This is a genomic window from Mesorhizobium sp. WSM4821, assembly GCF_055901555.1.
Genome location: NZ_CM148371.1, coordinates 651,238 through 673,575 on the forward strand (window position 1 = coordinate 651,238; position 22,338 = coordinate 673,575).

The following is a 22,338-nucleotide window of genomic DNA, read 5'->3' on the forward strand; positions in this document are numbered from 1 at the left end:
CACGTCTGCGAGGAAAATATGAAAAGGACTTATCACGGCAGTTGCCATTGCGGCGCGGTGCAGTTCGAAGCCGATATCGACCTCGCCGAAGGCATCCGCAAATGCAATTGCAGCTTCTGCTGGAAGCTCGGCTACCGGAAATCCTTCGCGGCCTATGAGGCCGTGCGGGTGACGGATGGCCGCGACCGGATGCGGGAATACAAGGCAATCCCGTCCAACTGGCCGAAGGGCGACATCAACCACTACATGTGCCCGAACTGCGGCGCGAATTTTCTCTCGCGCGGCTATCTCGACTTCATGGGCGGGAATTTCTGGGCGGTGAACGTCGCCTGCCTCGACGACGTCACCGAAGGGGAGTTGGCCGCGGCACCCATCGTTTACGAGGACGGCAAGCACGACCGGCAGGACCGGGCGCCGGAGATCACCGGTTATCTCTGAGCGGCCGCTTTAGGCGAGGCAGAGCAGAAATGCCCGCCCACGCATCCGACGGCGGCTTGATCGGATCAAGCCGCCGGTTAAGGAAGCGCCGCGATCCGGCGTCTAGTGATTGTCCCGCGGCACGCCGCTGGTGTGCGCCACATCCTGGTATTTCACCGCCGGCTTCAGCACCATTCCTTCGGAAAACTGGTCGACCATGCCGCGCTGGATCTCCTGCCACGGCGTCTGGTGCTTGGGGTAGTGATAGCCGCCATTGTTCTGCAGTTCGGCGCGGCGGCGGGTGATCTCGTCGTCGGTGACGAGAATGTCGGCGGTGCCCTTGCGCAGGTCGATGCGGACGCGATCGCCGGTTTTCAACAGCGCCAGCCCGCCGCCTATGGCGGCTTCGGGCGAGGCGTTGAGGATCGACGGCGAGCCCGACGTGCCCGACTGGCGGCCGTCGCCGATGCAGGCCAGCGCATGGATGCCCTTCTTGATGAGATGGGCCGGCGGCTGCATGTTGACGACTTCGGCGCCGCCCGGATAACCGATCGGACCGGCGCCGCGCATGAACAGGATCGTGTGCTCGTCGATGCCTTGCGCCGGATCGTCGATGCGGGCGTGGTAATCCTCTGGCCCGTCGAAGACCATGGCGTTGCCTTCGAAGGCCTCGGGATCCTTCGGATTGGACAGATAGCGTTCGCGGAATTCGGGCGAGATGCCGCTGGTCTTCATGATCGCCGAATCGAACAGATTGCCCCTAAGATTGATGAAGCCGGCATTTGCCTTCAGCGGTTCGGCGACGGTGCGGATGACGTCGAGGTTCTCGTTGACGGCCGCGCTGCAATTATCACCCATCGTCCTGCCGTTGACGGTGACGGCGTCTGGATGGGGCAACAGCCCGGCCTTCATCAGTTCGGCCACGACCGCCGGCACGCCACCGGCATGGTGATAATCCTCGCCGAGATATTCGCCCGACGGCTGCAGATTGACGAGAAGCGGTATCTCGAGACCGACCTTCTGCCAATCGTCGTTGTCGAGCGGCACGCCGAGATGACGGGCGATGGCGTTGAGATGGATTGGCGCGTTGGTCGAGCCGCCGATGGCCGAATTGACGACGATGGCGTTCTCGAAAGCTTTGCGGGTCATAATGTCGGAGGGCTTCAGATCCTCATGCACCATGTCGACGATGCGTTTTCCCGTCTCATAGGCTATCTGGCCGCGCTCGCGATAGGGCGCCGGTATGGCGGCCGAGCCCGGCAGTTGCATGCCGAGCGCCTCGGCCAGCGAATTCATGGTGGTGGCGGTGCCCATGGTGTTGCAATAGCCGGTGGACGGCGCCGAGGAGGCGACGATGTCCATGAACTCGTCATAGTCGATCTCGCCGGCCGACAGGCGCTGGCGTGATTCCCAAACGATGGTGCCGGAGCCGGTGCGCTTGCCCTTGTGCCAGCCGTTGAGCATCGGGCCGACCGACAGCGCGATGGCCGGGATGTTGACGGTGGCCGCGGCCATCAGCAAGGCCGGCGTCGTCTTGTCGCAGCCGATGGTGAGCACGACGCCGTCGAGCGGATAGCCGTAGAGCACCTCGACCAGGCCGAGATAGGCAAGGTTGCGGTCAAGTGCGGCGGTCGGACGCTTGCCGGTCTCCTGAATCGGATGGCACGGGAATTCGAACGGGATGCCGCCCATCGAGACGATGCCCTCGCGCACGCGCTTGGCCAGTTCGATATGATGGCGATTGCAGGGCGACAGATCCGAGCCGGTCTGGGCGATGCCGATCAGTGGCTTGCCCGACATCAGTTCGGCGCGCGTCAGCCCGTAATTCAAGTATCGCTCGAGATAAAGCGCCGTCATGCCCGGATTGTCGGGATTGTCGAACCACTCCTGCGAGCGAAATTTCTTCTTTCCGGTGGGGGCGCCTGCCATCATGGTCTCCGTATTTGTATGACAAATCGATATGCCAACGCGCGAGAGCAAGCAAGGGGGACGCGCGCTCCGAAACCGGACTTTGGTGCGATAGACATGTGAGCGCCCCTGCGCTAGAGCGTACTTCGTGCGTTCATATGGGCGCACGAAGTACGCTCTAGCATCTTGGATCTTCGCATCGTGCTTTCCGAAAATCGATTCCGATTTCGGGCCGATGCGATAGGCTTCGTGCCTGTCTTGTCGGGGAGATTTTCATGGCTTTGGTGATCGAAGGCGAGGAGCGCATCGCCGCACCCTTACAAAAGGTGTGGGAGGCGCTGAACGACCCGGAGGTTCTGAAAGAAACCATTCCCGGCTGCCAGAGCCTCGAAAAGAAGTCGGACACCGAGATGGGAGCGACGGTAGTGCTCAAGATCGGGCCGATCAAGGCGACGTTCAACGGCGAGGTGACGCTGAAGAACCTCAACCCGCCGCATTCCTACACCATCCAGGGCGAAGGCAAGGGCGGCATCGCCGGCTTCGCCAAGGGCGGCGCCGATGTGACGCTGACCGCCGACGGGCCGGAGGCGACGATCCTCAGATATGCGGCCAAGGCCGATGTCGGCGGCAAGATCGCCCAACTCGGCAGCCGGCTGATCGAATCGACGTCGAAGAAACTGGCCGGACAGTTCTTTTCGAGCTTCGGCGAGAAGGTCGGCGGCTGAGCCCTCCCTGGGAGGGATCATTCGAACACGATTGATGGCACGGCGGCTTCCGCCAGGCCGCGTTCTTCATTGACCCTGTCCCAGACCTTGGCTGCGATATCGCGGTAGATCTTCGCCTCGGCGCCACCGGGCTTCGAGGCCACCACCGGCGTGCCGGCATCCGAGCTTTCGCGGATGCCCATCTCGAGCGGCACTTCGCCGAGGAAGGCCACGCCGAGACGCTCGGCCTCGCGGCGCGCGCCGCCATGGCCGAAGATGTCGTAGCGCTTGCCTGTGTCGGGGGCGAGGAAGTAGCTCATATTCTCGACGATGCCCAACACTGGCACGTCGACCTTCCTGAACATGTTAAGGCCTTTTCGGGCATCGATGAGGGCCAGGTCCTGCGGCGTCGACACGATGACGGCGCCGGCCAGCGGCACCTGCTGGGCCATGGTCAACTGTGCGTCGCCGGTGCCGGGCGGCATGTCGACGACGAGCACGTCGAGCGGGCCCCACTCGACCTCGCGCAGCATTTGCGTCAATGCCGACATCACCATCGGCCCGCGCCAGATCATCGGCGTCTCCTCGTCGACGAGGAAGCCCATCGACATGACCTTCAGGCCGTAATTCTCCATCGGCCTCAGGACCTTGCCGTCGACGGTCTGCGGCCGGCCATGGATGTTGAGCAGCCGCGGCATGGACGGGCCGTAGATATCGGCGTCGAGCACACCGACCCTCAGGCCGTTGGCGGCGAGGCCAAGCGCGATGTTGACGGCAGTGGTCGACTTGCCGACGCCGCCCTTGCCGGAAGCGACAGCGATGATCGCGTTGATGCCGGGTATGCCGCGCTTTCCCTGGCTGTGCGAGGCTGGAGCATGCGGAGCCGGACGTGGCGCGGCAGCGGGTGCGGCCGGCGGCGCGGGCCTGGGCGCATGCCGTGTCGGAACCGGGGCCTCCATGCCGCCGCCTTTTCTCTCCGCCGTCAGCGCGACCACGGCGCCGGCGACACCGGGGATCGCCTTGACGACACGCTCGGCGGCGGCACGCAATGGCTCCATCTCCTGGGCCCGGGCGGCAGGAACGGTGATCGAGAAGAAAACCTTGGCGTCGGCAATGAATATCTCGGAAACCATGCCGAGGTCGACGATGTTGCCGGTGAAATCCGGTCCGTTGACCGTCTTCAGACGCTCGATAACGATTTCCTTGGTGACGTTTTCCTGGACGGCGGACATCAGCTTTTTCCTCTGCTTTCCGCTTCAGATAAGGCAGTTGCCGAACAGAACCAAGCGGCGGAACGACGCGCGCTGTGGCATGGCGGTCGCCAGAAGCCGACGCGGCCCTATTTCCTGCACAGCTTTCGATGGCGACAGCCAACAAGGAAAGGAGACCGCCATGCTCGCAAACAGCAACGCAACGGCCAATCTCGCGGTGAAGGACCTGGCCAAGGCCAGGGCTTTCTACCAGGACATCCTGGGTCTGACGCAGGTCCACAATGAGGGTGGCGAATTGATCGTCTACAAATGCGGCGATACCAGCATCAATGTGTACCGCTCGAAGTTTGCCGGAACCAACAAGGCGACGGCGGTGACCTGGATGGTCGGCGTCGCGATCGAAAAAATTGTCAGCGCGCTAAGGTCGAAAGGTGTTGTTTTCGAACATTACGACATGCCTCACACGATGATGGAAGGCGACATCCACGTCGGTCACGGCATGAAGGTCGCATGGTTCAAGGACCCCGACGGCAACATCCTGAACCTTGTGGACAGGTAGATTTCACACTGCCGCACAATGCGACTTCGAACGCAACCCGCGTCACGCCGTCAGGCTGACCGCGAGGTAGGTGAGGGCCGAAATCGCGGCCGTGGCCGGCAAAGTGACAATCCATGCGATGACGATGTTGCCGGCGATGCCCCAGCGCACGGCGGACACACGGCGGGCGGCGCCGACCCCAATGATGGCGCCGGTGATCGTGTGGGTGGTCGACACGGGAATGCCGAGCCAGGTGGCGGCGAACAGGGTGATCGCGCCGCCGGTCTCGGCGCAAAAACCCTGCATCGGGTTCAGCCGGGTGATCTTCGAACCCATCGTGTGGACGATGCGCCAGCCGCCGAACAACGTGCCCAGCGCCAGCGCCGCCTGGCAGGTGATGACTACCCATAGCGGCACGTAAAAATTGTCTCCCAGCATGCCTTGCGAGTAGAGCAGCACGGCGATGATGCCCATGGTTTTCTGTGCGTCGTTGCCGCCATGACCGAGCGAATAGAGCGAGGCGGAAACGAACTGCATGACACGGAAAGTGCTATCGACGGCGAACGGCGTCTGACGCACGAACACCCAGGAAACCGTAAGGATCAAGACAAGCGCCAGCAGAAATCCGGTTGCTGGCGACAGGACGATGGCCGCAACGGTCTTGCCGAGCCCGGTCCAGACGATGGCGCCGCCGCCTGCCTTTGCAACGCCGGCGCCGACCAGCCCGCCGATCAGCGCATGCGAGCTGCTGGAGGGGATGCCGACGAGCCAGGTGACGATGTTCCAGACAATGGCGCCGACAAGGGCGGCGAAGACCACCCCCGGGGTGACGATGCTGGCGTCGATGATGCCCGTTCCCAGCGTCTCCGCAACATGAAGGCCGAAGAACAGGAACGCGATGAAATTGAAGAAGGCTGCCCACAGCACCGCGTAGTGCGGTCTCAGCACGCGGGTGGAAACGATGGTGGCGATGGAGTTGGCGGCATCGTGCAGTCCGTTGAGAAAATCGAAGAACAGCGCAACGGCGATGAGCCCGACCAGCACGGGAAAGGCGATGGCGGCATCCATTGTCTAAACGTTCTCGATGACGATGCCACTGATCTCGTTGGCGACGTCCTCGAAGCGGTCGACAACCCTTTCCAGCTCGCCATAGATTTCGCTGCCGATCAGGTAGGCCATCGGGTCGCTGCGGCCATGCCTCTTGAACAGGTCCTTCAAGCCCTGCTCGTGCAGATCGTCGGCCCGGCCTTCCGCGCGCATGACCTCTTCGGCGATGGCATTGAGGCGCACGCTGTGAGCCCCGATCTTGCTGAGCAACGGGATGGCCTCGGCGACCAGTTTGGCCGTAATGACGATGATGCCGCCCATTTCCTGCATCAGCGGGTCGAATTCCTTCTTCTCGAACCGCTTCACCGTCTTGACGGTCTTGTGCATCATGTCGATGGCGTCATCCATCGACTGGATCAGATCCTTGATGTCACCGCGATCGAAAGGCGTGATGAACGAGCGCCGCACGGATAGCAGGACTTCCGCGGTGATGTGATCGGCCTTGTCTTCAAGATCGATAATCTTCTGGCACCAGCGATCGATGTCCTTGCCCTGGAGAAGCTGCTCGAGTGCCTCGGCCCCATCGACCACGGTACGGGAGTGTTGCTCAAACAGGTCGAAGAAGCGATCTTCGCGCGGCAGCAGCTTGCGGAACCAGCCCAGCATGTTCAACCTCCGGTCGCCCCACGGCATCGTTTCATCCACATAGCGCCGCATGCCGCTGTCGGAAATAGTAAGCCGGCTGAAAGATGTGGATGCAGCCGATTGCACGCGCGACTTGCGGCGGAAAGCAATTTCCCCGACCTTGCGCGGAACGCACTGGACAGATGGCATGATCGACAAGCTGGAATTCTTCATTGCGCTGGCCAGGGAAGAGCATTTCGGCCGGGCGGCTGAGGTATGCGGCGTCACCCAGCCGACGCTTTCGGCCGGCATCAAACAGCTGGAGGGCCAACTCGGCGTGATGCTGGTTCTGCGCGGCTCACGCTTTCAGGGGCTGACGCCGGAGGGAGAACAGGTGCTGGGTTGGGCGCGCCGCATCGTCGGCGACAGCAGGACCATGCGCGAGGAGATGCGGGCGGCGCGTCACGGCCTCTCGGGGCGCATCCGCATCGCGGCCATCCCGACGGCGCTGGCCATGGTGGCGCGGCTGACGACGCCTTTCCGCGCCAAACACCCCGGCGTCACCTTCTCGGTGCTGTCGCGCACTTCGATCGAGGTGCTGTCGCTGCTCGGCAATTTCGACATCGACGCCGGCATCACCTATCTCGACAACGAGCCGCTGGGGCGAGTGATCAGCGTACCGCTCTATGACGAGCGCTATCAGCTGATCACCGCGGTCGGAAACCCCTATTCCGACCGCGACAAAGTGACATGGGCGGAGCTCAGCCAGCTGCCGCTCTGCTTGTTGACCCCAGACATGCAGAACCGCCGCATCATCGACCAGCATCTTGCCGAGGCCGGCACGCAGGTGCGGCCGACACTCGAATCCAATTCGATGATCGTGCTGTTCTCCCATATCCGTACCGGCAAATGGTCGTCGATCATGCCGCTCAACCTCTCGGAAACATTCGGCTTTTCCGAGCCGATCCGGGCCATTCCGATCGTCGCGCCGGATGCCAGCCATACCGTCGGGCTGGTGGCGACGCCGCGCGAGCCGCACACGCCGCTGGTCTCGGCGCTGCTGGACGAGGCGATGGCGCTGGCAGACGATTTCCGCGCCCGCCGCTGAGCTAGAGATCGCAGACAGAACGGCATCGATAGAAGATTTCTATCAAGCAACGGATCGGCTTTATTGATTTCGCGGGTTTCCTCTGATTTCCTAACCACTTAGCGACATTGTGCATGTCGTCGCCCAAACCGCTTCACACTTTGGGCGGCATGCATTGGATCGCAACGACCAGGGAGGGCGCTGCATGACGATGCAGCCTGCAAGTACCGAGATCGCGTCGCGCACGACGGCGATCATCCAGGATCTGAAGGGCCTCGAAGGCCCGCTGCTACCGATCCTTCACGGCATCCAGGAAGAGTTCGGCCATGTGCCGCAGGACGCGCTGCCTGTCATCGCCGAGGCGCTCAACATCTCCAGGGCCGAGGTGCACGGCGTCGTCACCTTCTATCACGATTACCGCAGCCTCCCGGCCGGGCGGCATGTGCTGAAACTCTGCCAGGCGGAAGCCTGCCAGTCGATGGGCTCGGACGCCATTGCCGCCAAGCTCAAGCAATTGCTGGGCATCGGCTTTCACGAGACGGCCCGCGACGGTTCGGTAACGCTGGAACCGGTCTATTGCCTCGGCCTTTGCGCTTGCGCGCCATCGGCGATGCTGGACGGCGAAGTGATCGGCCGGCTCAATGACGAAAAGCTAGACGAGATCGTTACCGAGGTGCGCTCATGATCCCGCGCATTTACATTCCAGGCGATTCCGGCGCGCTGGCGCTCGGTGCGGAAAAGGTCGCCAAGGCGATTGAGAAGGAATTGGCCGATCGCGGTATCGAGGCCAAGATCGTGCGCAATGGTTCGCGCGGCGCGTATTTCCTCGAGCCGATGGTCGAAGTGGCAACAACGGACAAGGGCCGCGTCGCCTACGGGCCGGTGAAGCCTTCCGACGTCAAAAGCCTGTTCGATTGCGGCTTTCTCACCGGCGGCTATCACAAGCGCTGGCTGGGCGCACCCGACAAGATCCCGTTCCTGGCCAAGCAGACGCGGCTGACCTTCGCGCGTTGCGGCGTCACCGATCCGCTGTCGCTCGATCACTACAAGTCGCATGGCGGGCTGAAAGGCCTGCAGAACGCCGTGGTAATGGCGCCGGCCGATATTGTCAGCCAAGTAACCGAGTCCGGCCTGCGCGGTCGTGGCGGCGCCGGATTCCCGACCGGCATCAAGTGGAAGACGGTGCTCGAGACCACGGCCGACCGCAAATATATCGTCTGCAATGCCGACGAGGGCGATTCCGGCACGTTCGCCGACCGCATGATCATGGAAGGCGACCCGTTCGTGCTGATTGAGGGCATGGCGATCGCCGGCGTCGCGACGGGCGCCACCAAGGGTTTCATCTATATCCGCTCGGAATATCCGCACGCGGTAGCGGTGATGCAGAAAGCCGTAGAGATCGCCCGTAAGGCCGGGCTGCTCGGCCTCAACGTGCTGGGTTCTCCAAATGCCTTCGACATGGAAGTCCGTGTCGGCGCCGGTGCCTATGTCTGCGGCGAGGAAACCTCGCTGCTCGACAGCCTCGAAGGTAAGCGCGGGCAGGTGCGGGCCAAGCCGCCGCTGCCGGCGCACAAGGGCCTGTTCGGCAAACCAACGGTGATCAACAACGTCATCTCGCTGGCTTCGGTGCCTATCATCATGGATAAGGGCGCGGCCTTCTACAAGGATTTCGGCATGGGCCGTTCGCGCGGCACCATCCCAATCCAGATCGCCGGTAACGTCAAGTATCCCGGCCTCTACGAGGCCGCGTTCGGCATGACGCTGGGCGAAATCGTCGACGACATCGGCGGCGGCACCGCGACAGGACGTCCGGTCAAGGCCGTGCAGGTCGGCGGGCCTCTGGGTGCCTATTTCCCGCGCGCGCTGTTCGACACGCCGTTCGACTACGAAGCGTTCGCCGCCAAGGACGGGCTGATCGGACATGCCGGCATCGTCGTGTTCGACGACACGGCCGACATGCTGAAGCAGGCGCGCTTCGCCATGGAATTCTGCAGCATAGAAAGCTGCGGCAAGTGCACGCCCTGCCGCATCGGCTCGACGCGCGGCGTCGAGGTGTTGGACCGGCTCGCCCAGAACATCGAGCCCGAAAAGCAGATCGCGCTGGTCACCGACCTTTGCAACACGATGAAGTTCGGCTCGCTTTGCGCTCTGGGCGGCTTCACCCCATATCCGGTGATGAGTGCACTCAACCATTTCCCCGACGACTTTCGGCCGACGCCGGTCGCCGAAGCAGCGGAATAGGAGCGGACAGGCATGAACGCGACATTCGATATCAAATCGCTGGTCCAGGAAATCGACTACGGCACGCCCGCCTCGGAAGCGGAACAGCAGGTGACGCTGACCGTCGACGGCAAGTCGGTGACGGTGCCGGCGGGGACCTCGATCATGCGCGCTTCGATGGAGGCGGGCGTCGAAATCCCGAAGCTCTGCGCCACCGACATGCTGGACTCGTTCGGCTCCTGTCGGGTCTGCCTGGTCGAGATCGACGGACGCGGCGGCACGCCGGCATCCTGCACGACGCCGGTTGGGGAAGGCATGGTCGTGCACACGCAGACCGATCGCCTCAACGCCATTCGCCGCGGCGTCATGGAACTCTACGTCTCCGATCACCCGACCGGCTGGAACGAGAAGGCCGGCACCGGCGCCAGCGAGTTCGACAAGGTCGCCAAGACGGTCGGTCTGACCGAAAACCGCTACGGCATCGAGGGACGCAACCACGTCAAGCAGGAAAACGGCGTGGCGCCCGGCCATGGCTCGCTGGCTGTCGACTACATCGCCCGTGATGAATCCAATCCTTATTTCACCTATGATCCCGCGCAATGCATCGTCTGCTCGCGTTGCGTGCGGGCCTGCGAGGAGGTGCAGGGCACCTTCGCGCTGACCATCGAGGGCCGCGGTTTCGAATCGCGCATGGTCGCCGGCATGCACGAGGATTTCATTGCCTCCGAATGCGTGTCATGCGGGGCCTGCGTGCAGGCCTGCCCAACCGATGCGCTGCGCGAGAAGTCGGTGCTTGCCAAGGGCCTGCCGGAGCGTTCGGCCGTCACCACTTGCGCCTATTGCGGCGTCGGCTGCTCGTTCAATGCCGAAGTGAAGGGCGACGAGGTCATTCGCATGATGCCCTACAAGGAGGGCAAGGCGAACCATGGGCATTCCTGCGTGAAGGGCCGGTTCGCTTATGGCTACGCCACCCACAAGGACCGCATCCTGTCGCCGATGATCCGGGAAAGGGTCACCGATCCCTGGCGAGAGGTGAGCTGGGAAGAGGCGATCGCCCATACGGCCAAGGAATTCCGCCGCATCCAGTACCAATATGGCCGCACCGCGATCGGCGGTATCACCTCCTCGCGCTGCACGAACGAGGAGACCTATCTCGTCCAGAAGCTGGTGCGGCAAGGCTTCCGCAACAACAATGTCGATACCTGCGCGCGCGTCTGCCATTCGCCGACCGGCTACGGGCTCGGCCAGACCTACGGTACCTCGGCCGGCACGCAGGATTTCGACTCCGTCGAATTCACCGACGTCGCCGTGGTCATCGGCGCCAATCCGGTTTCGGCCCATCCGGTGTTCGCATCGCGGCTGAAGAAGCGGCTGCGCCAGGGCGCCAAGCTGATCGTGCTCGATCCGCGCCGTACCGAGATGGTCAAGTCGGCGCATGTCGAAGCCGCCTATCACCTGCCGCTGAAGCCCGGCACCAATGTGGCGGTGCTGACGGCGCTGGCGCATGTCGTCGTCACCGAAGGTCTTTTCGACGAAGCCTTCATCCGCGAACGCTGCGACTGGGCGGAGTTCCAGGACTGGGCTTCTTTCGTCGCCTTGCCGGAAAACAGTCCGGAAATCGTCGGCAAACTGTCCGGCGTCGATCCCGAGTTGATCCGCGGCGCGGCGCGTCTCTATGCCACCGGCGGCAACGGTGCGATCTATTACGGCTTGGGCGTGACGGAACACAGCCAGGGCTCAACCACGGTGATGGCGATCGCCAACCTCGCCATGGCCACCGGCAATATCGGCCGCCCGGGCGTCGGCGTGAACCCGCTGCGCGGCCAGAACAACGTGCAGGGCTCGTGCGACATGGGCTCGTTCCCGCACGAGTTGCCTGGCTACCGCCACATCTCCGGCGAAGCCGTGCGTGACATCTATGAGAGCCTGTGGGGCGTGAAGCTCGACGACGAACCCGGCCTGCGCATTCCCAACATGCTGGATGCCGCAGTCGACGGCAGCTTCAAGGGCATCTACATCCAGGGCGAGGACATCCTGCAGTCCGACCCTGATACCAAGCATGTCGCCGCCGGCCTCGCCGCGATGGAATGCGTCGTCGTGCACGACCTCTTCCTCAACGAGACGGCGAACTACGCGCATGTGTTCCTGCCGGGCTCGACCTTCCTCGAGAAGGACGGCACTTTCACCAATGCCGAGCGCCGCATCAACATGGTGCGCAAGGTTCTGGAGCCGAAGGCGCGCTACGCTGATTGGGAGGCGACGCAGGAGCTTGCCCGCGCGATCGGGCTGGACTGGAACTACCGGCATCCCTCCGAGATCATGGACGAGATCGCCAAGACGACGCCGAGCTTCGCCGGCGTCTCCTTCGAACTGCTCGACCGTGTCGGATCCGTCCAATGGCCCTGCAACGAGAAGGCGCCGCTCGGCACTCCGATCATGCACATCGACGGTTTCGTGCGCGGCAAGGGCAAGTTCATCCGCACCGAATATGTGGCGACGGACGAAAGGACCGGGCCGCGCTTCCCGCTGCTGCTCACCACCGGCCGAATTCTCTCGCAGTACAATGTCGGCGCACAGACGAGGCGCACCGAAAATGTGATGTGGCATGCCGAAGACCGGTTGGAGATCCACCCGCACGATGCCGAGAACCGCGGCATACGCGAGGGAGACTGGGTGCGGTTGGCGAGCCGTTCCGGCGAGACGACGCTGCGCGCCCTGATCACCGATCGCGTCTCGCCGGGCGTGGTCTACACGACGTTCCACCATCCCGACACGCAGGCGAATGTGATCACGACCGACTTCTCGGACTGGGCGACCAACTGCCCGGAATACAAGGTCACGGCCGTGCAGGTGGCGCCATCCAACGGCCCGACCGAGTGGCAGAGGGATTATAACGAGCAGGCTCGCCAGAGCCGGCGCATAGCCCCGCTGGAAGCGGCGGAGTAACCTTGGCCGCGCGCCGCAAAGCAACGACGCAGATTTCGCGGCTGGCGCACCGCGCCGGCGGCACTGCGGCTGCCAATCGCATGGTGCCGGAGGAGACGCCAGTGGCGTTCTCCTTCGCCGGCACCACGCACGCGGTGATGATGGCGAGCCCCGCCGATTTCGAGGATTTCGCGCTCGGCTTCTCGCTGACCGAGGGCATCATCGCCGACCGGCAAGAGATCGAGGCGATCGAGGTCGAGGATCACGGCGCCGGCATCGACATCCAGATCAGACTGAAGGATCAAGCCAATACGCGCTTCGAAGCGCGGCGCAGACGGCTGGCCGGCCCGGTCGGCTGCGGGCTGTGCGGCATCGAATCGATCGAGGAAGCGATGCGCACGGTCGATGCGGTCGGTTCGTCAAACCTTACGCTTAAAGCCGAGGACATCATCCGCTCGGTCAAACTTCTGTCGAAGGTGCAGCCGCTGCATGCCGAGACGGGTGCGGTCCATGCCGCAGGCTTCTATGTGCCGGGCAAGGGCATCGTCATGGCGCGCGAGGATGTCGGCCGCCACAATGCGCTGGACAAGCTGGCCGGCGCGCTGGCCAAGGCCTACATCGACGGCGCATCGGGTGCCGTGGTGGTGACGTCGCGCGTTTCGGTCGAGATGGTGCAGAAGACCGCGGCGATCGGAGCTGCCTTCATCATCGCCGTCTCGGCGCCGACAGCGCTTGCCATCCGCACGGCGGAAGAGGCCGGCATGACGCTGGTGGCGTTGGTGCGCGGCGATGATTTCGATATATTCACCCATCCTGAGCGGCTGGTTTCCGGAGTTGCCAAGCATGTCGCATGACGAAGAGCACATCATGAGCACCAGCGAAAAGCTGGTGCGCATGGCCAACCAGATCGCCGATTTCTTCCATTCCAAGCCGCGCGAGGAAGGCATTTCCGGCGTCGCCGAGCATATCAACAAATTCTGGGAGCCGAGGATGCGGCGGCAGCTGTTCGAAATGCTGGATGCCGGCGGCGAAGGCTTCAACGAGCTCGTCGTGGCTGCTTCCGCCAAGATCAAGCGGCCCAAGACGCCAGAACAGGCCGATACGAGCATCGGTTACACCGGGCGTGGGCCTGCGCAGGCCCAGAGGGCCGCTCCGCAGAAATAGCCCGACAACCGCCTCCCGGTCGCCAAAGGCGTTATATTTCGACCCTCTAAAGTTTGGCTGCCGCAAACGGCATGGCTCTGCTATGGTCGGCGACAAGAAATCGTCTGGCCGGGCGGGACATTTGCGTGAGGCCGATCGAAACTCGATACGCCCTTAGTGGCGACGTGCGGATCGCCTATCAGGTGGTCGGCCAAGGTTCGTTCGATCTGGTTTTCGTGCCGGGTTTCATTTCCAATCTCGATCTGCAGTGGGAAGACGAAGGCTACAGCCGGCTGCTGAAGCGGCTCTCTGCCTTCTCGCGGCTGATCCTGTTCGACAAGCGCGGTACCGGCCTGTCGGACCGCGTCGATGCCCGTCACCTGCCCAGTCTCGAGACCCGCATGGACGACGTGCGCGCGGTGATGGATGCGGCCGGCAGCGGCCGCGCGGCATTGCTCGGTGCTTCGGAAGGCGCATCGATGGCGATGCTGTTTGCCGCCACCTATCCGGAGCGGACTCGGGCGCTGGTGCTCTATGGCGGCTATGCGCATTTCCACAAATGGGTGATGCCGCCCGAACGCCTCGACGCCTTCATCGAGATGGCGGAGACCGCATGGGGCACCGGCGCCACCTTGCAGCATTTTGCGCCCGGGCGGGTCGACGATCCCCGTTTCGCCACATGGTGGGGGCGCTTCGAACGGCTGTCGGCAAGCCCGACGGCGGCAGCCGCCCTGGCGCGCATGAATGCGGGAATCGACGTACGCGGCGTGCTTGCGGCGATCCGCGCTCCAACGCTGCTGATCCATCGCCGCAACGATGCGCGGGTCGATCCCGATGCCAGCCGTTTCCTGGCCAGGAAGATCGCGAATGCGCGACTGGTCGAGGTGCCGGGGCGGGACCACCCGATCTGGACCGGCGATGTGGAACGAGTTGCCGATCTGATCGAAGAATTCCTCACCGGTCAACGCGTCGTGGCCGAGACGGAGCGCGCGCTCGCAGCACTTCTGGCGACGCGCATCCACGATACGGCACGGCTCGGTGACCGCATGTGGAACGAGCGCTTCCAACGCTTCCAGGAAACCTGGCGGCTGTTGGTCGGGCATCATGGTGGCCGAGCGGCAGGTATGCATGGCGAGCTGATGATTTCGCGCTTCGACAGCCCGGCACGTGCCATACGCTGCGCGGCGGCGCTGCGCGAGGTGACGCAGGGTATCGGCGTGGCCAGCGCGCAGGGTATGCATGTCGGCGAAATCGAATTGCGCGGGCCGCCAACGGGATTAACGGTGCGCGTGGCGACGCAGCTCGCCGGCCATGCCCGTCGCGGCGACATTCTCGCGTCGCGGCTGGTTGCCGATCTGGCGACCGGCTCGGGCCTTCATTTCACCGATGCCGGCCGGATCACGCTCGACGAGCTGAGCGAGCCGCTGGCACTGGTCCTGGCGACGTCCGAGCAGCATCTGGAGCCGGCCTGCCATTCCAGGATCAAGGCGACCGAGCCGGCGGCGCTGACGGCGCGCGAAAGCGAGGTGGTGAACCTAATTGCCGACGGCAAGAGCAACGCCGCGATCGCCGCCGAGCTCAGGCTGAGCGAGCATACGGTCAAGCGCCACGTCGCCAACATACTCCTCAAGCTGGACTTGCCGTCGCGGGCGGCTGCGGCGGCATTTTCGGTGAGGCACCCTGGCCCGGACGGGCCATGAGAGCCATGGCGCTTTCGGGCGAAGCGGCACAGGACGCGCAAGCGCTATCAATTCTGCCCATGCAGCCAGGCGGATGCCGCCGGGAAAGGTGCTGCGAAGGGACGTTGAAGTGTTGCCCGACGGCGAGCGCCGGACAGCGTTTCTGATCATCAACAGCCCGACCGTAAAGACGGGCACATGGAGGATGAAATGGCGACCAAGACACAGGCCGTGAACGGCGCGGCGATCAAGGAAGCGATCGAGGGGCGTGATGGAAGGATGCTATCGAGCTTCTATGCCGATGATGCGCTGGTGCGGGTGATCGACCGCAACAATCCGCCGAGCAAGCCGCGCGAAATCCGCGGGCGGGCGGCGATCAGCACGTTCTGGGACGACATCTGCAGCCGTGCCATGACCCACAAGGTCGACACCACCATCGCCGACGGCAACAGCCTCGCCTTCACCCAGGCTTGCGCTTATCCGGACGGCACGAAGGTGTTTGCCGCCGCGATGCTGGAGCTGAAGGACGGCCAGATTGCACGGCAGACTGTCGTACAGGCCTGGGACGAGTGAGGAGGAGGCGATGTTCAGCGCAAGATGGCAGATCGACGCCAAGTTCGGGCACAAGCAGACAGTGCTCGACTTGTTGAAAAAATGGGAGCGCGAGATCGGCTCGCAGGTTGGCATCGCCGATTTGGAGTTCAAGATCATGACCGGCTCGATCGGCGCACGGGAGGCGACGGTCGAGTCGCATCACCAAGTCGAAAGCCTTGCCCAGTTGGAGGAGTTCTTCGCCAAGATTGGCAAGATCGACGCGCACGCCAAATGGGGCAAGGAGATGGAGCCCTATGTCGTGTCGGGCACCAGCCTGTGGAACATCTATCGCATCGTGGAGTAGCGTTCTTCTCCCCATTCACGGAGGAGATGCCGGCAGGCAGATGAGGGGCGGCGCCAAAATGGCGGAATCTTCTGCTGCCCCTCATCCGGCCCTTTGGGCCACCTTATCCCCGTGAACGGGGAGAAGGAAAAGGCGCTACCCGTGCGCCACCATCACATGCCGCACGGCGGTGTAGTCCTCCAGGGCATAGAGCGACATGTCCTTGCCGTAGCCGGATTGCTTCAATCCGCCATGCGGCATCTCGTTGGTCAGCATGAAATGGGTGTTGATCCAGGTGCAGCCATATTGCAGCCGAGCGGCTGTCGCCATGGCGCGCGAGACATCCTTGGTCCATACCGACGACGCCAGGCCGTAGTCGCTGTCATTGGCCCAGTTCACGGCTTCGTCGGAATCCGAAAAACGGGTGACGGAGACGACTGGCCCGAACACCTCGCGGCGCACGATCTCGTCTTCCTGCAAGGCGCCGGCGACGACGGTCGGCTGGTAGAAGAAGCCGGAGCCCTCACCTGGCTTGCCGCCGGTCGTGATCGCGATGTGCTTCAGCTCGGAGGCGCGCTCGACGAAGCTCGAGACGCGGTCGCGCTGACGGCGTGAGATGAGCGGCCCGATCTCGTTTTCGGTGTCGTCGGCGCGGTTGTACTTGATGGTCGAGACGGCGGAGGAGAGATCGGCAACGAGCTTGTCGTAGATCTTCCTGCCGGCATAGATGCGGCAGGCGGCGGTGCAATCCTGACCGGCATTGTAGTAGCCGAAGGCGCGCAGGCCGTTGACCACCGCGCCGAGATCGGCATCGTCGAAGACGATGACCGGCGCCTTGCCGCCGAGCTCGAGATGCGTGCGCTTGACCGATTTGGCGGCGGCCTGCAGCACCTTCTTGCCGGTAGCGACGTCGCCGGTGATCGAGATCATGTTGACCTTCGGGTGGTTGATCAGCGTGTTGCCGACGCTGTCGCCGCGGCCGAGCACGACATTAACGACGCCTTCCGGGAGGATATCGGCGAGGATCTTCGCCAGTTTCAATGCCGTTAGCGGCGTCTGCTCCGACGGCTTGAAGACAACAGTGTTGCCGCCGGCAATCGCCGGCGCCAGCTTCCAGGCCATCATCATCAGCGGATAGTTCCACGGGGCGATGGACGCGACGACGCCGATGGCGTCGCGGCGGACCATTGAGGTGTGACCGGCAATGTATTCGCCGGCGACCTGGCCGGGCATCGAGCGGACAGCACCGGCAAAGAAGCGATAGCAGTCGACGATCGCCGGGATCTCGTCATTGAGCACGGCATTGATCGGCTTGCCGCAATTGAGCGCCTCGAGGGCCGCGAAATCCTTCGCGGTGGCCTCGATGCGGTCGGCGATCTTCAGGAGATAGCCGGAGCGCTGCGCCGGCGTGGTGCGCGACCAGGTGACGAAGGCCTTCTCGGCCGCCAGCACGGCCGCCTCGATCTGCGCCTGGCTGGCTTCGGGCAGGTTGAGGATGGTCGCCCCGGTCTTCGGATTGAGGATCGGTTCCTCGGTTTCGGTGCCCTTCTCGAATTTCGAGCCGATCAGCATCTTTGTGTCCATGGCAGTCTCTCCCTTGCGGATTCTTGACGTCATTTTCCCGAGCCGGCGATCTGGTCGCCGTCGCGGGTCAGGTAATAGGCAGCGAGGATAGGCAGCAGCGTCACCAGCACGACGACCATGGCCACGACATTGGTGACCGGGCGCTGACGCGGACGGATCAGCTCCTCCAGCATCCAGATCGGCAGCGTCTGCTGCTGGCCGGCGGTGAAGGTGGTGACGATGACCTCGTCGAACGACAGGGCGAAGGCAAGCATGCCGCCGGCGAGGAGCGCGGTGGCGATATTAGGCAGCACGACATGGCGAAACGTCTGGAAGCCATCGGCGCCAAGATCCATCGACGCCTCGATCATCGAGCCGGAGGTGCGGCGGAACCGGGCGACGGCGTTGTTGTAGACGACGACGACGCAGAAGGTGGCGTGGCCGAGCACGATCGTCCAGAAAGAGAACGGTATCTCGGCCAGCGAAAAGGCCGAACGCAGCGCGATGCCGGTGATGATGCCGGGCAGCGCGATGGGCAGGATGACCAGCAGCGAGATCGTTTCACGGCCAAAGAACCGCGTACGCGACACGGCGGCCGCGCAGAGCGTGCCGAGGACGATGGCGACGGCGGTCGAGATAGCCGCGACCCGGACCGACAGCGACAGCGCTTCCCACACGTCCGGGCGGTTCCAGGTGACGGCGAACCACTGCGTGGTCAGCCCCGGCGGCGGCCAGACGAAGCTTTTTTCCTCGGTCGTTAAGGCATAGACGAAGATCAGCAAAATCGGCAGATGCAGGAACAGCAGGCCGCCGGCGGCAGCGATCTTCAAGCCGAGAGGAGCGGTCTGGCCGCGATCAGAGCGCATCGAAAGCCCCCATGCGCTTGGCGCCCCAGAGGTAGAAACCCATGATGACGATGGGCACGACGGTGAAGGCGGCGGCGAGCGGAATGTTGCCTGCGGTGCCCTGCTGCGAATAGACGGCCTGGCCGATGAACAGCCGCGAGGTGCCGATGATCTGCGGGATGATGTAGTCGCCGAGCGTCAGCGAGAAGGTGAAGATAGAGCCGGCGACGATACCCGGCAGCGCCAGCGGGAACAGCACGGTGCGGAAGGTCTGGCCGGGCGAGGCGCCGAGATCGGACGAGGCTTCGACCAGATTGCCCGGCACGCGCTCGAGTGCCGCCTGCACCGGCAGGATCATGAAGGGCAGCCAGACATAGACGAAGACGATGAAAGTGCCGGTATAAGACACCGACAGAGAGTTGCCGCCGACGATCGGCACCGACAGCCAGGCATCGAGCAGCCACAGAAGATGCAGCTTGGCGAGCAGCCAGGTCAGGATGCCTTCCTTGGCGAGAATGAGCTTCCAGGCGTAGATCTTGACCAGGTAGCTCGACCACAGCGGCAGCATGACGCCGAGATAGAACAGCGCCTTCCAGCGGCCGCGGGCATAGCGCGCCGCGTAATAGGCGATTGGGAAGGCGATGACCGCGGAGGCAAGCGTGACCAGGGCTGCCATCGTCACCGTGCGCAGGATGATGTCGAGATTGGCGGCCTGCAGCAGGTCGCCATAAGTCTTCAGCGTGAACTCGCGATTGATGAGGCCGGAGAACTCGTCGATCGAGAAAAAGCTCTGTAGGAGCAGCGCGAACAGCGAGCCGATATAGACGATGCCGAGCCATAGGACCGGCGGCAGCAGCATGAGGAGCAGCAGCAGGCTCGGCTTGCGCCACAAGAGGTCGGACAGGGCGCCACGCAGGCCGCCGCTTCCCGGCAGGATGGCGGGGGCGGGGTTGGAGTTGAGCGCGGCGATTGTCATGACGCGCCTACCGTGTTGATTGGATCAATGGCGGAAAGGCCGAGATCCTTCTTGGACGCATACCCCGCTTCAAAACAGGCCATCATGCCGTCTCGTCCATAAGGTGCAAATGCTCGCGGTTGAAGGTGAGGGTGACCGCCTCGCCTTCCCTGGGCAATTTCGAACCCGCCGGCACGATGGCGTGCAGCCTCAACCCATCGGCATCGAGCGCCAGTCTTGTCGTGGCGCCGAGATAGCTGGTCGAGACGAGGCGGGCGGCAACGCCGTCGCCTTTCGGAGCACGGCCAACACGAATGGATTCAGGGCGCAGGCTGCCCCAGCGGTGCTGGCCAGAATAACGCTGGACGAAATCCGGCGGCAGCACGTTGGACGAGCCGACGAAATCGGCGACGAAGCGCGTCTTCGGCCGCTGGTAGATGTCTTCCGGCGTGCCGACCTGCATGATCATGCCGTCGTTGAAGACGGCGACGCGGTCGGCCATGGACAGAGCCTCGCCCTGATCGTGGGTGACGAAGATGAAGGTGATGCCGAGTGCCTTCTGCAGCGACTTCAGCTCCTCCTGCATGTTCTCGCGCAGCTTGAGGTCGAGGGCGCCAAGCGGCTCGTCGAGCAGAAGCACTTTTGGCTGGTTGACCAGGGCGCGAGCGAGCGCGACGCGCTGGCGCTGGCCGCCGGAGAGCTGGCCGGGACGGCGGGCGCCGTAGCCAGGAAGCCGCACCAGTGACAGCGCCGCCTCCGCCGCCTTCCGCCGCTCCGGCTTGCCGACGCCCCTGACCATCAGCCCGTAGGCGACATTGTCGAGCACGTTGAGATGCGGAAACAGCGCGTAGTCCTGGAACACGGTATTGACGTTACGGCGATAGGGCGGGACGCCCTCGGCGCGTTCGCCGAAGATGGAGATCGAGCCCGCCGTCGGCTGCTCGAAGCCGGCGATCAGGCGCAGGCAGGTCGTCTTGCCGGAGCCGGAAGGCCCGAGCATGGCGAAGAACTCGCCCGGCACGATGTCGAGATCGACAGTGTCGACGGCACGCACGCTGCCGAAATGGCGCGAGACTTTCTGAAAGGAAACGGCTGAGGTCATGGGCTGTCAGTCTTTGGCCGGTTTGATTTTGTTGACATCGTCAGCGCCGCCACGGACTGCGGGCGGGGCCACGAAATTGCGTGACGCCCTACTCCCCCTTGCGGGGAGGTCGCGGCGAAGCCGCGGGTGGGGGTGGTTCAGCAGGAACTGCCGAGCGGACCCCCACCCCGACGCTGCGCGTCGACCCTCCCCCAAGTGAGAGGGTAAGGGAGCTCACCGCCCGCCGATGACGCCGATGTAATCCGACACCCAGCGATAGTAAGGCACGCATTGGTCGTTCTGGGTGGGGCATTTCGATACTGGCGTCTTCCAGAACTTGATCTTGTCGAAATTGTCGTAGCCGTTGGTCTTGCAGCCTTCTTCGCCGAGCAGTTCGTTGCCCTTGCAGGCGGCGGGCACCACCGGCAGCGAACCGAACCAGGCGGAGACATCACCCTGCACTTTCGGCGACAGCGAGTGCTCCATCCACATATAGGCGCAGTTCGGGTGGGCCGCGTCGGCCTCCATCATGGTGGTGTCGGCCCAGCCGGTGACGCCTTCCTCGGGAATGGTCGAGGCGACTGGCTTCTTGGCGGCAACCAGCGTGTTGACCTGGTAGGGCCATGAACCGGAGGCGACGACGCCTTCGTTCTGGAAATCGTCGACCTGGATGGCGGCGTCATGCCAGTAGCGTCCGACCAGCGTGCGCTGGACGCGCAAGAGATCGAGGGCGGCCTTGTACTGGTCCTCGGTCAGCTCATAGGGGTCCTTGATGCCGAGTTCCGGCTTGTGGGCCATCAGATAATTGGCGGCATCGGCAATGTGGATCGGCCCGTCATAGGCCTGGACGCGGCCCTTGTTCGACTTGCCGTCAGGCAAGGTCATCTCCTCGAAGACGACGTTCCAGCTCTTCGGCGCTTCCTTGAACACCTCGGTGTTGTACATCAGCACGTTCGGCCCCCACTGGTAGGGGACGCCGTAATGGGCGCCGCCGACCGTGAACCACGGGGCATCCTTCAGGCGATCGTCGACCGTCTTCCAGCTCGGGATGAGATCGGTGTTGATCGGCTGGACGCGCTTGCCGGCGACGAGGCGCAGCGAGGCATCGCCGGAGGCGGTGACGAGGTCGAAGCCGCCCTCATTCATCAGTGCGACCATCTCGTCGGAGGTGTTGGCGGTCTTGATGTTGACCTTGCAGCCTGTGTCCTTCTCGAAAGACGTGACCCAGTCGTAGCCCTTGTCGGTCTCGCCGCGCTCGATGTAGCCGGGCCAAGCAACAATGTTGACCTGGCCTTCGCCCTTGCCGAGTTCCGTGACCTGGGCGACGGCCTGGCCGGAGAAGGCAAGCGCGACTGTGAATGCAGTGCAAGACTTCAGGGCAGTGCATGTCTTCAGGAATGAATTCATCGTCGATCTCCCATTTTGGCACATAAGGGGCCGCACTCTCGCGGCGGCTTTGGTCCCCTGACCGAAAGGTGCTGTGAAACTTCCGGTTTCGCAAATTCATTTGTCAG

The 22,338-nt window shown here is 63.5% G+C and carries 21 protein-coding genes; 12 read left to right on the top strand and 9 right to left on the bottom strand.

The genetic code is table 11. The annotated features are described in order from the left end of the window. The first annotated feature begins 18 nt into the window (after positions 1-18). A complete protein-coding gene (locus AC0NID_RS02940; protein ID WP_473450672.1) occupies positions 19-438 on the top strand; it encodes a GFA family protein in 420 nt (139 codons plus the stop codon). A 102-nt stretch (positions 439-540) separates the two neighbouring features. Here AC0NID_RS02940 and AC0NID_RS02945 read toward each other — a convergent pair whose 3' ends face one another. Further along, complete coding sequence (locus AC0NID_RS02945; protein WP_473450674.1) at positions 541-2,346, bottom strand: IlvD/Edd family dehydratase; 1,806 nt, start codon at positions 2,344-2,346, stop codon at positions 541-543. A 254-nt stretch (positions 2,347-2,600) separates the two neighbouring features. Between AC0NID_RS02945 and AC0NID_RS02950 the strand changes: the two genes are divergently transcribed. Beyond that, positions 2,601-3,050, top strand: coding sequence for an SRPBCC family protein (locus AC0NID_RS02950; RefSeq protein WP_292163034.1), 450 nt, complete (start codon positions 2,601-2,603; stop codon positions 3,048-3,050). Positions 3,051-3,067: 17 nt separating this feature from the next. On the opposite strand, the gene AC0NID_RS02955 is transcribed toward AC0NID_RS02950, so the two are convergent. Next, positions 3,068-4,261 (bottom strand): Mrp/NBP35 family ATP-binding protein, encoded by a 1,194-nt coding sequence (locus AC0NID_RS02955; protein ID WP_473450676.1) that lies wholly within the window; start codon positions 4,259-4,261, stop codon positions 3,068-3,070. Positions 4,262-4,421: 160 nt separating this feature from the next. On the opposite strand from AC0NID_RS02955, the gene AC0NID_RS02960 reads away from it, so the two are divergent. Further along, the gene (locus AC0NID_RS02960; protein ID WP_473450678.1) at positions 4,422-4,799 is read left to right on the top strand and encodes a VOC family protein; all 378 of its coding nucleotides are present in this window, start codon (positions 4,422-4,424) and stop codon (positions 4,797-4,799) included. A gap of 42 nt (positions 4,800-4,841) precedes the next feature. On the opposite strand, the gene AC0NID_RS02965 is transcribed toward AC0NID_RS02960, so the two are convergent. Together AC0NID_RS02965 and AC0NID_RS02970 are read right to left on the bottom strand one after the other, a co-directional pair. After that, positions 4,842-5,846: an anion permease gene (locus tag AC0NID_RS02965; RefSeq protein WP_473450680.1), complete on the bottom strand. Its 1,005-nt coding sequence runs from the start codon at positions 5,844-5,846 to the stop codon at positions 4,842-4,844. A gap of 3 nt (positions 5,847-5,849) precedes the next feature. Further along, positions 5,850-6,491, bottom strand: a complete 642-nt coding sequence (locus tag AC0NID_RS02970) for a DUF47 family protein (RefSeq protein WP_473450682.1) — start codon at positions 6,489-6,491, stop codon at positions 5,850-5,852. A gap of 166 nt (positions 6,492-6,657) precedes the next feature. Here AC0NID_RS02970 and AC0NID_RS02975 point away from each other — a divergent pair, with 166 nt between their 5' ends. From AC0NID_RS02975 to AC0NID_RS03015, 9 genes are all read left to right on the top strand, one after another. Beyond that, positions 6,658-7,557 carry a LysR family transcriptional regulator gene (locus AC0NID_RS02975; protein WP_473450683.1) on the top strand — a complete coding sequence of 300 codons (900 nt, stop codon included), beginning with the start codon at positions 6,658-6,660 and terminating at the stop codon, positions 7,555-7,557. Between the two features lie 184 nt (positions 7,558-7,741). After that, positions 7,742-8,221: a formate dehydrogenase subunit gamma gene (locus AC0NID_RS02980; RefSeq protein WP_473450685.1), complete on the top strand. Its 480-nt coding sequence runs from the start codon at positions 7,742-7,744 to the stop codon at positions 8,219-8,221. Further along, positions 8,218-9,777 (top strand): formate dehydrogenase beta subunit, encoded by a 1,560-nt coding sequence (locus AC0NID_RS02985; RefSeq protein ID WP_473450687.1) that lies wholly within the window; start codon positions 8,218-8,220, stop codon positions 9,775-9,777. Before AC0NID_RS02980 ends, AC0NID_RS02985 begins: the two co-directional genes overlap by 4 nt. A gap of 12 nt (positions 9,778-9,789) precedes the next feature. Then, the gene (gene fdhF / locus AC0NID_RS02990; protein ID WP_473450689.1) at positions 9,790-12,702 is read left to right on the top strand and encodes a formate dehydrogenase subunit alpha; all 2,913 of its coding nucleotides are present in this window, start codon (positions 9,790-9,792) and stop codon (positions 12,700-12,702) included. Positions 12,703-12,704: 2 nt separating this feature from the next. Further along, on the top strand, positions 12,705-13,535 hold the full coding sequence (fdhD, locus tag AC0NID_RS02995; protein WP_473450691.1) for a formate dehydrogenase accessory sulfurtransferase FdhD: 831 nt from the start codon (positions 12,705-12,707) through the stop codon (positions 13,533-13,535). Continuing rightward, entirely contained in the window at positions 13,525-13,845 is a 321-nt protein-coding gene (locus AC0NID_RS03000) for a formate dehydrogenase subunit delta (RefSeq protein ID WP_473450693.1), read from the top strand. Before fdhD ends, AC0NID_RS03000 begins: the two co-directional genes overlap by 11 nt. 125 nt (positions 13,846-13,970) lie before the next feature. Further along, a complete protein-coding gene (locus AC0NID_RS03005) occupies positions 13,971-15,524 on the top strand; it encodes an alpha/beta fold hydrolase (RefSeq protein ID WP_473450695.1) in 1,554 nt (517 codons plus the stop codon). Between the two features lie 189 nt (positions 15,525-15,713). Next, on the top strand, positions 15,714-16,076 hold the full coding sequence (locus AC0NID_RS03010) for a nuclear transport factor 2 family protein (protein ID WP_145720439.1): 363 nt from the start codon (positions 15,714-15,716) through the stop codon (positions 16,074-16,076). Positions 16,077-16,086: 10 nt separating this feature from the next. Then, positions 16,087-16,401: a hypothetical protein gene (locus AC0NID_RS03015; RefSeq protein WP_473450697.1), complete on the top strand. Its 315-nt coding sequence runs from the start codon at positions 16,087-16,089 to the stop codon at positions 16,399-16,401. Positions 16,402-16,536: 135 nt separating this feature from the next. Here AC0NID_RS03015 and AC0NID_RS03020 read toward each other — a convergent pair whose 3' ends face one another. The 5 genes from AC0NID_RS03020 to AC0NID_RS03040 form a co-directional block, all read right to left on the bottom strand. Next, positions 16,537-17,964 (bottom strand): gamma-aminobutyraldehyde dehydrogenase, encoded by a 1,428-nt coding sequence (locus AC0NID_RS03020; protein WP_473450698.1) that lies wholly within the window; start codon positions 17,962-17,964, stop codon positions 16,537-16,539. A gap of 29 nt (positions 17,965-17,993) precedes the next feature. Further along, positions 17,994-18,809 (bottom strand): ABC transporter permease, encoded by an 816-nt coding sequence (locus AC0NID_RS03025; protein WP_473450699.1) that lies wholly within the window; start codon positions 18,807-18,809, stop codon positions 17,994-17,996. Next, entirely contained in the window at positions 18,799-19,764 is a 966-nt protein-coding gene (locus tag AC0NID_RS03030) for an ABC transporter permease (RefSeq protein WP_473450701.1), read from the bottom strand. The genes AC0NID_RS03025 and AC0NID_RS03030 overlap by 11 nt, the downstream gene beginning before the upstream one ends. An 82-nt stretch (positions 19,765-19,846) precedes the next feature. After that, positions 19,847-20,845, bottom strand: a complete 999-nt coding sequence (locus tag AC0NID_RS03035) for an ABC transporter ATP-binding protein (protein ID WP_473450703.1) — start codon at positions 20,843-20,845, stop codon at positions 19,847-19,849. Between the two features lie 213 nt (positions 20,846-21,058). Beyond that, positions 21,059-22,231 (bottom strand): ABC transporter substrate-binding protein, encoded by a 1,173-nt coding sequence (locus AC0NID_RS03040; RefSeq protein ID WP_473450704.1) that lies wholly within the window; start codon positions 22,229-22,231, stop codon positions 21,059-21,061. Positions 22,232-22,338: the final 107 nt, after the last annotated feature.

Excerpts from the sequence above, each read along its gene's own strand:
- AC0NID_RS03020 (WP_473450698.1), bottom strand. The coding sequence starts at position 17,964 with ATGGACACAAAGATGCTGATCGGCTCGAAATTCGAGAAGGGCACCGAA.
- AC0NID_RS02950 (WP_292163034.1), top strand. The coding sequence starts at position 2,601 with ATGGCTTTGGTGATCGAAGGCGAGGAGCGCATCGCCGCACCCTTACAA.
- AC0NID_RS02960 (WP_473450678.1), top strand. The coding sequence starts at position 4,422 with ATGCTCGCAAACAGCAACGCAACGGCCAATCTCGCGGTGAAGGACCTG.
- AC0NID_RS03015 (WP_473450697.1), top strand. The coding sequence starts at position 16,087 with ATGTTCAGCGCAAGATGGCAGATCGACGCCAAGTTCGGGCACAAGCAG.
- AC0NID_RS02940 (WP_473450672.1), top strand. The coding sequence starts at position 19 with ATGAAAAGGACTTATCACGGCAGTTGCCATTGCGGCGCGGTGCAGTTC.
- AC0NID_RS03010 (WP_145720439.1), top strand. The coding sequence starts at position 15,714 with ATGGCGACCAAGACACAGGCCGTGAACGGCGCGGCGATCAAGGAAGCG.
- AC0NID_RS03025 (WP_473450699.1), bottom strand. The coding sequence starts at position 18,809 with ATGCGCTCTGATCGCGGCCAGACCGCTCCTCTCGGCTTGAAGATCGCT.
- AC0NID_RS02955 (WP_473450676.1), bottom strand. The coding sequence starts at position 4,261 with ATGTCCGCCGTCCAGGAAAACGTCACCAAGGAAATCGTTATCGAGCGT.
- AC0NID_RS02970 (WP_473450682.1), bottom strand. The coding sequence starts at position 6,491 with ATGCTGGGCTGGTTCCGCAAGCTGCTGCCGCGCGAAGATCGCTTCTTC.
- AC0NID_RS03040 (WP_473450704.1), bottom strand. The coding sequence starts at position 22,231 with ATGAATTCATTCCTGAAGACATGCACTGCCCTGAAGTCTTGCACTGCA.
- AC0NID_RS02965 (WP_473450680.1), bottom strand. The coding sequence starts at position 5,846 with ATGGATGCCGCCATCGCCTTTCCCGTGCTGGTCGGGCTCATCGCCGTT.
- AC0NID_RS02985 (WP_473450687.1), top strand. The coding sequence starts at position 8,218 with ATGATCCCGCGCATTTACATTCCAGGCGATTCCGGCGCGCTGGCGCTC.
- AC0NID_RS02975 (WP_473450683.1), top strand. The coding sequence starts at position 6,658 with ATGATCGACAAGCTGGAATTCTTCATTGCGCTGGCCAGGGAAGAGCAT.
- AC0NID_RS03000 (WP_473450693.1), top strand. The coding sequence starts at position 13,525 with ATGTCGCATGACGAAGAGCACATCATGAGCACCAGCGAAAAGCTGGTG.
- fdhF (WP_473450689.1), top strand. The coding sequence starts at position 9,790 with ATGAACGCGACATTCGATATCAAATCGCTGGTCCAGGAAATCGACTAC.
- AC0NID_RS02980 (WP_473450685.1), top strand. The coding sequence starts at position 7,742 with ATGACGATGCAGCCTGCAAGTACCGAGATCGCGTCGCGCACGACGGCG.
- AC0NID_RS03030 (WP_473450701.1), bottom strand. The coding sequence starts at position 19,764 with ATGACAATCGCCGCGCTCAACTCCAACCCCGCCCCCGCCATCCTGCCG.
- AC0NID_RS03035 (WP_473450703.1), bottom strand. The coding sequence starts at position 20,845 with ATGACCTCAGCCGTTTCCTTTCAGAAAGTCTCGCGCCATTTCGGCAGC.
- AC0NID_RS02945 (WP_473450674.1), bottom strand. The coding sequence starts at position 2,346 with ATGGCAGGCGCCCCCACCGGAAAGAAGAAATTTCGCTCGCAGGAGTGG.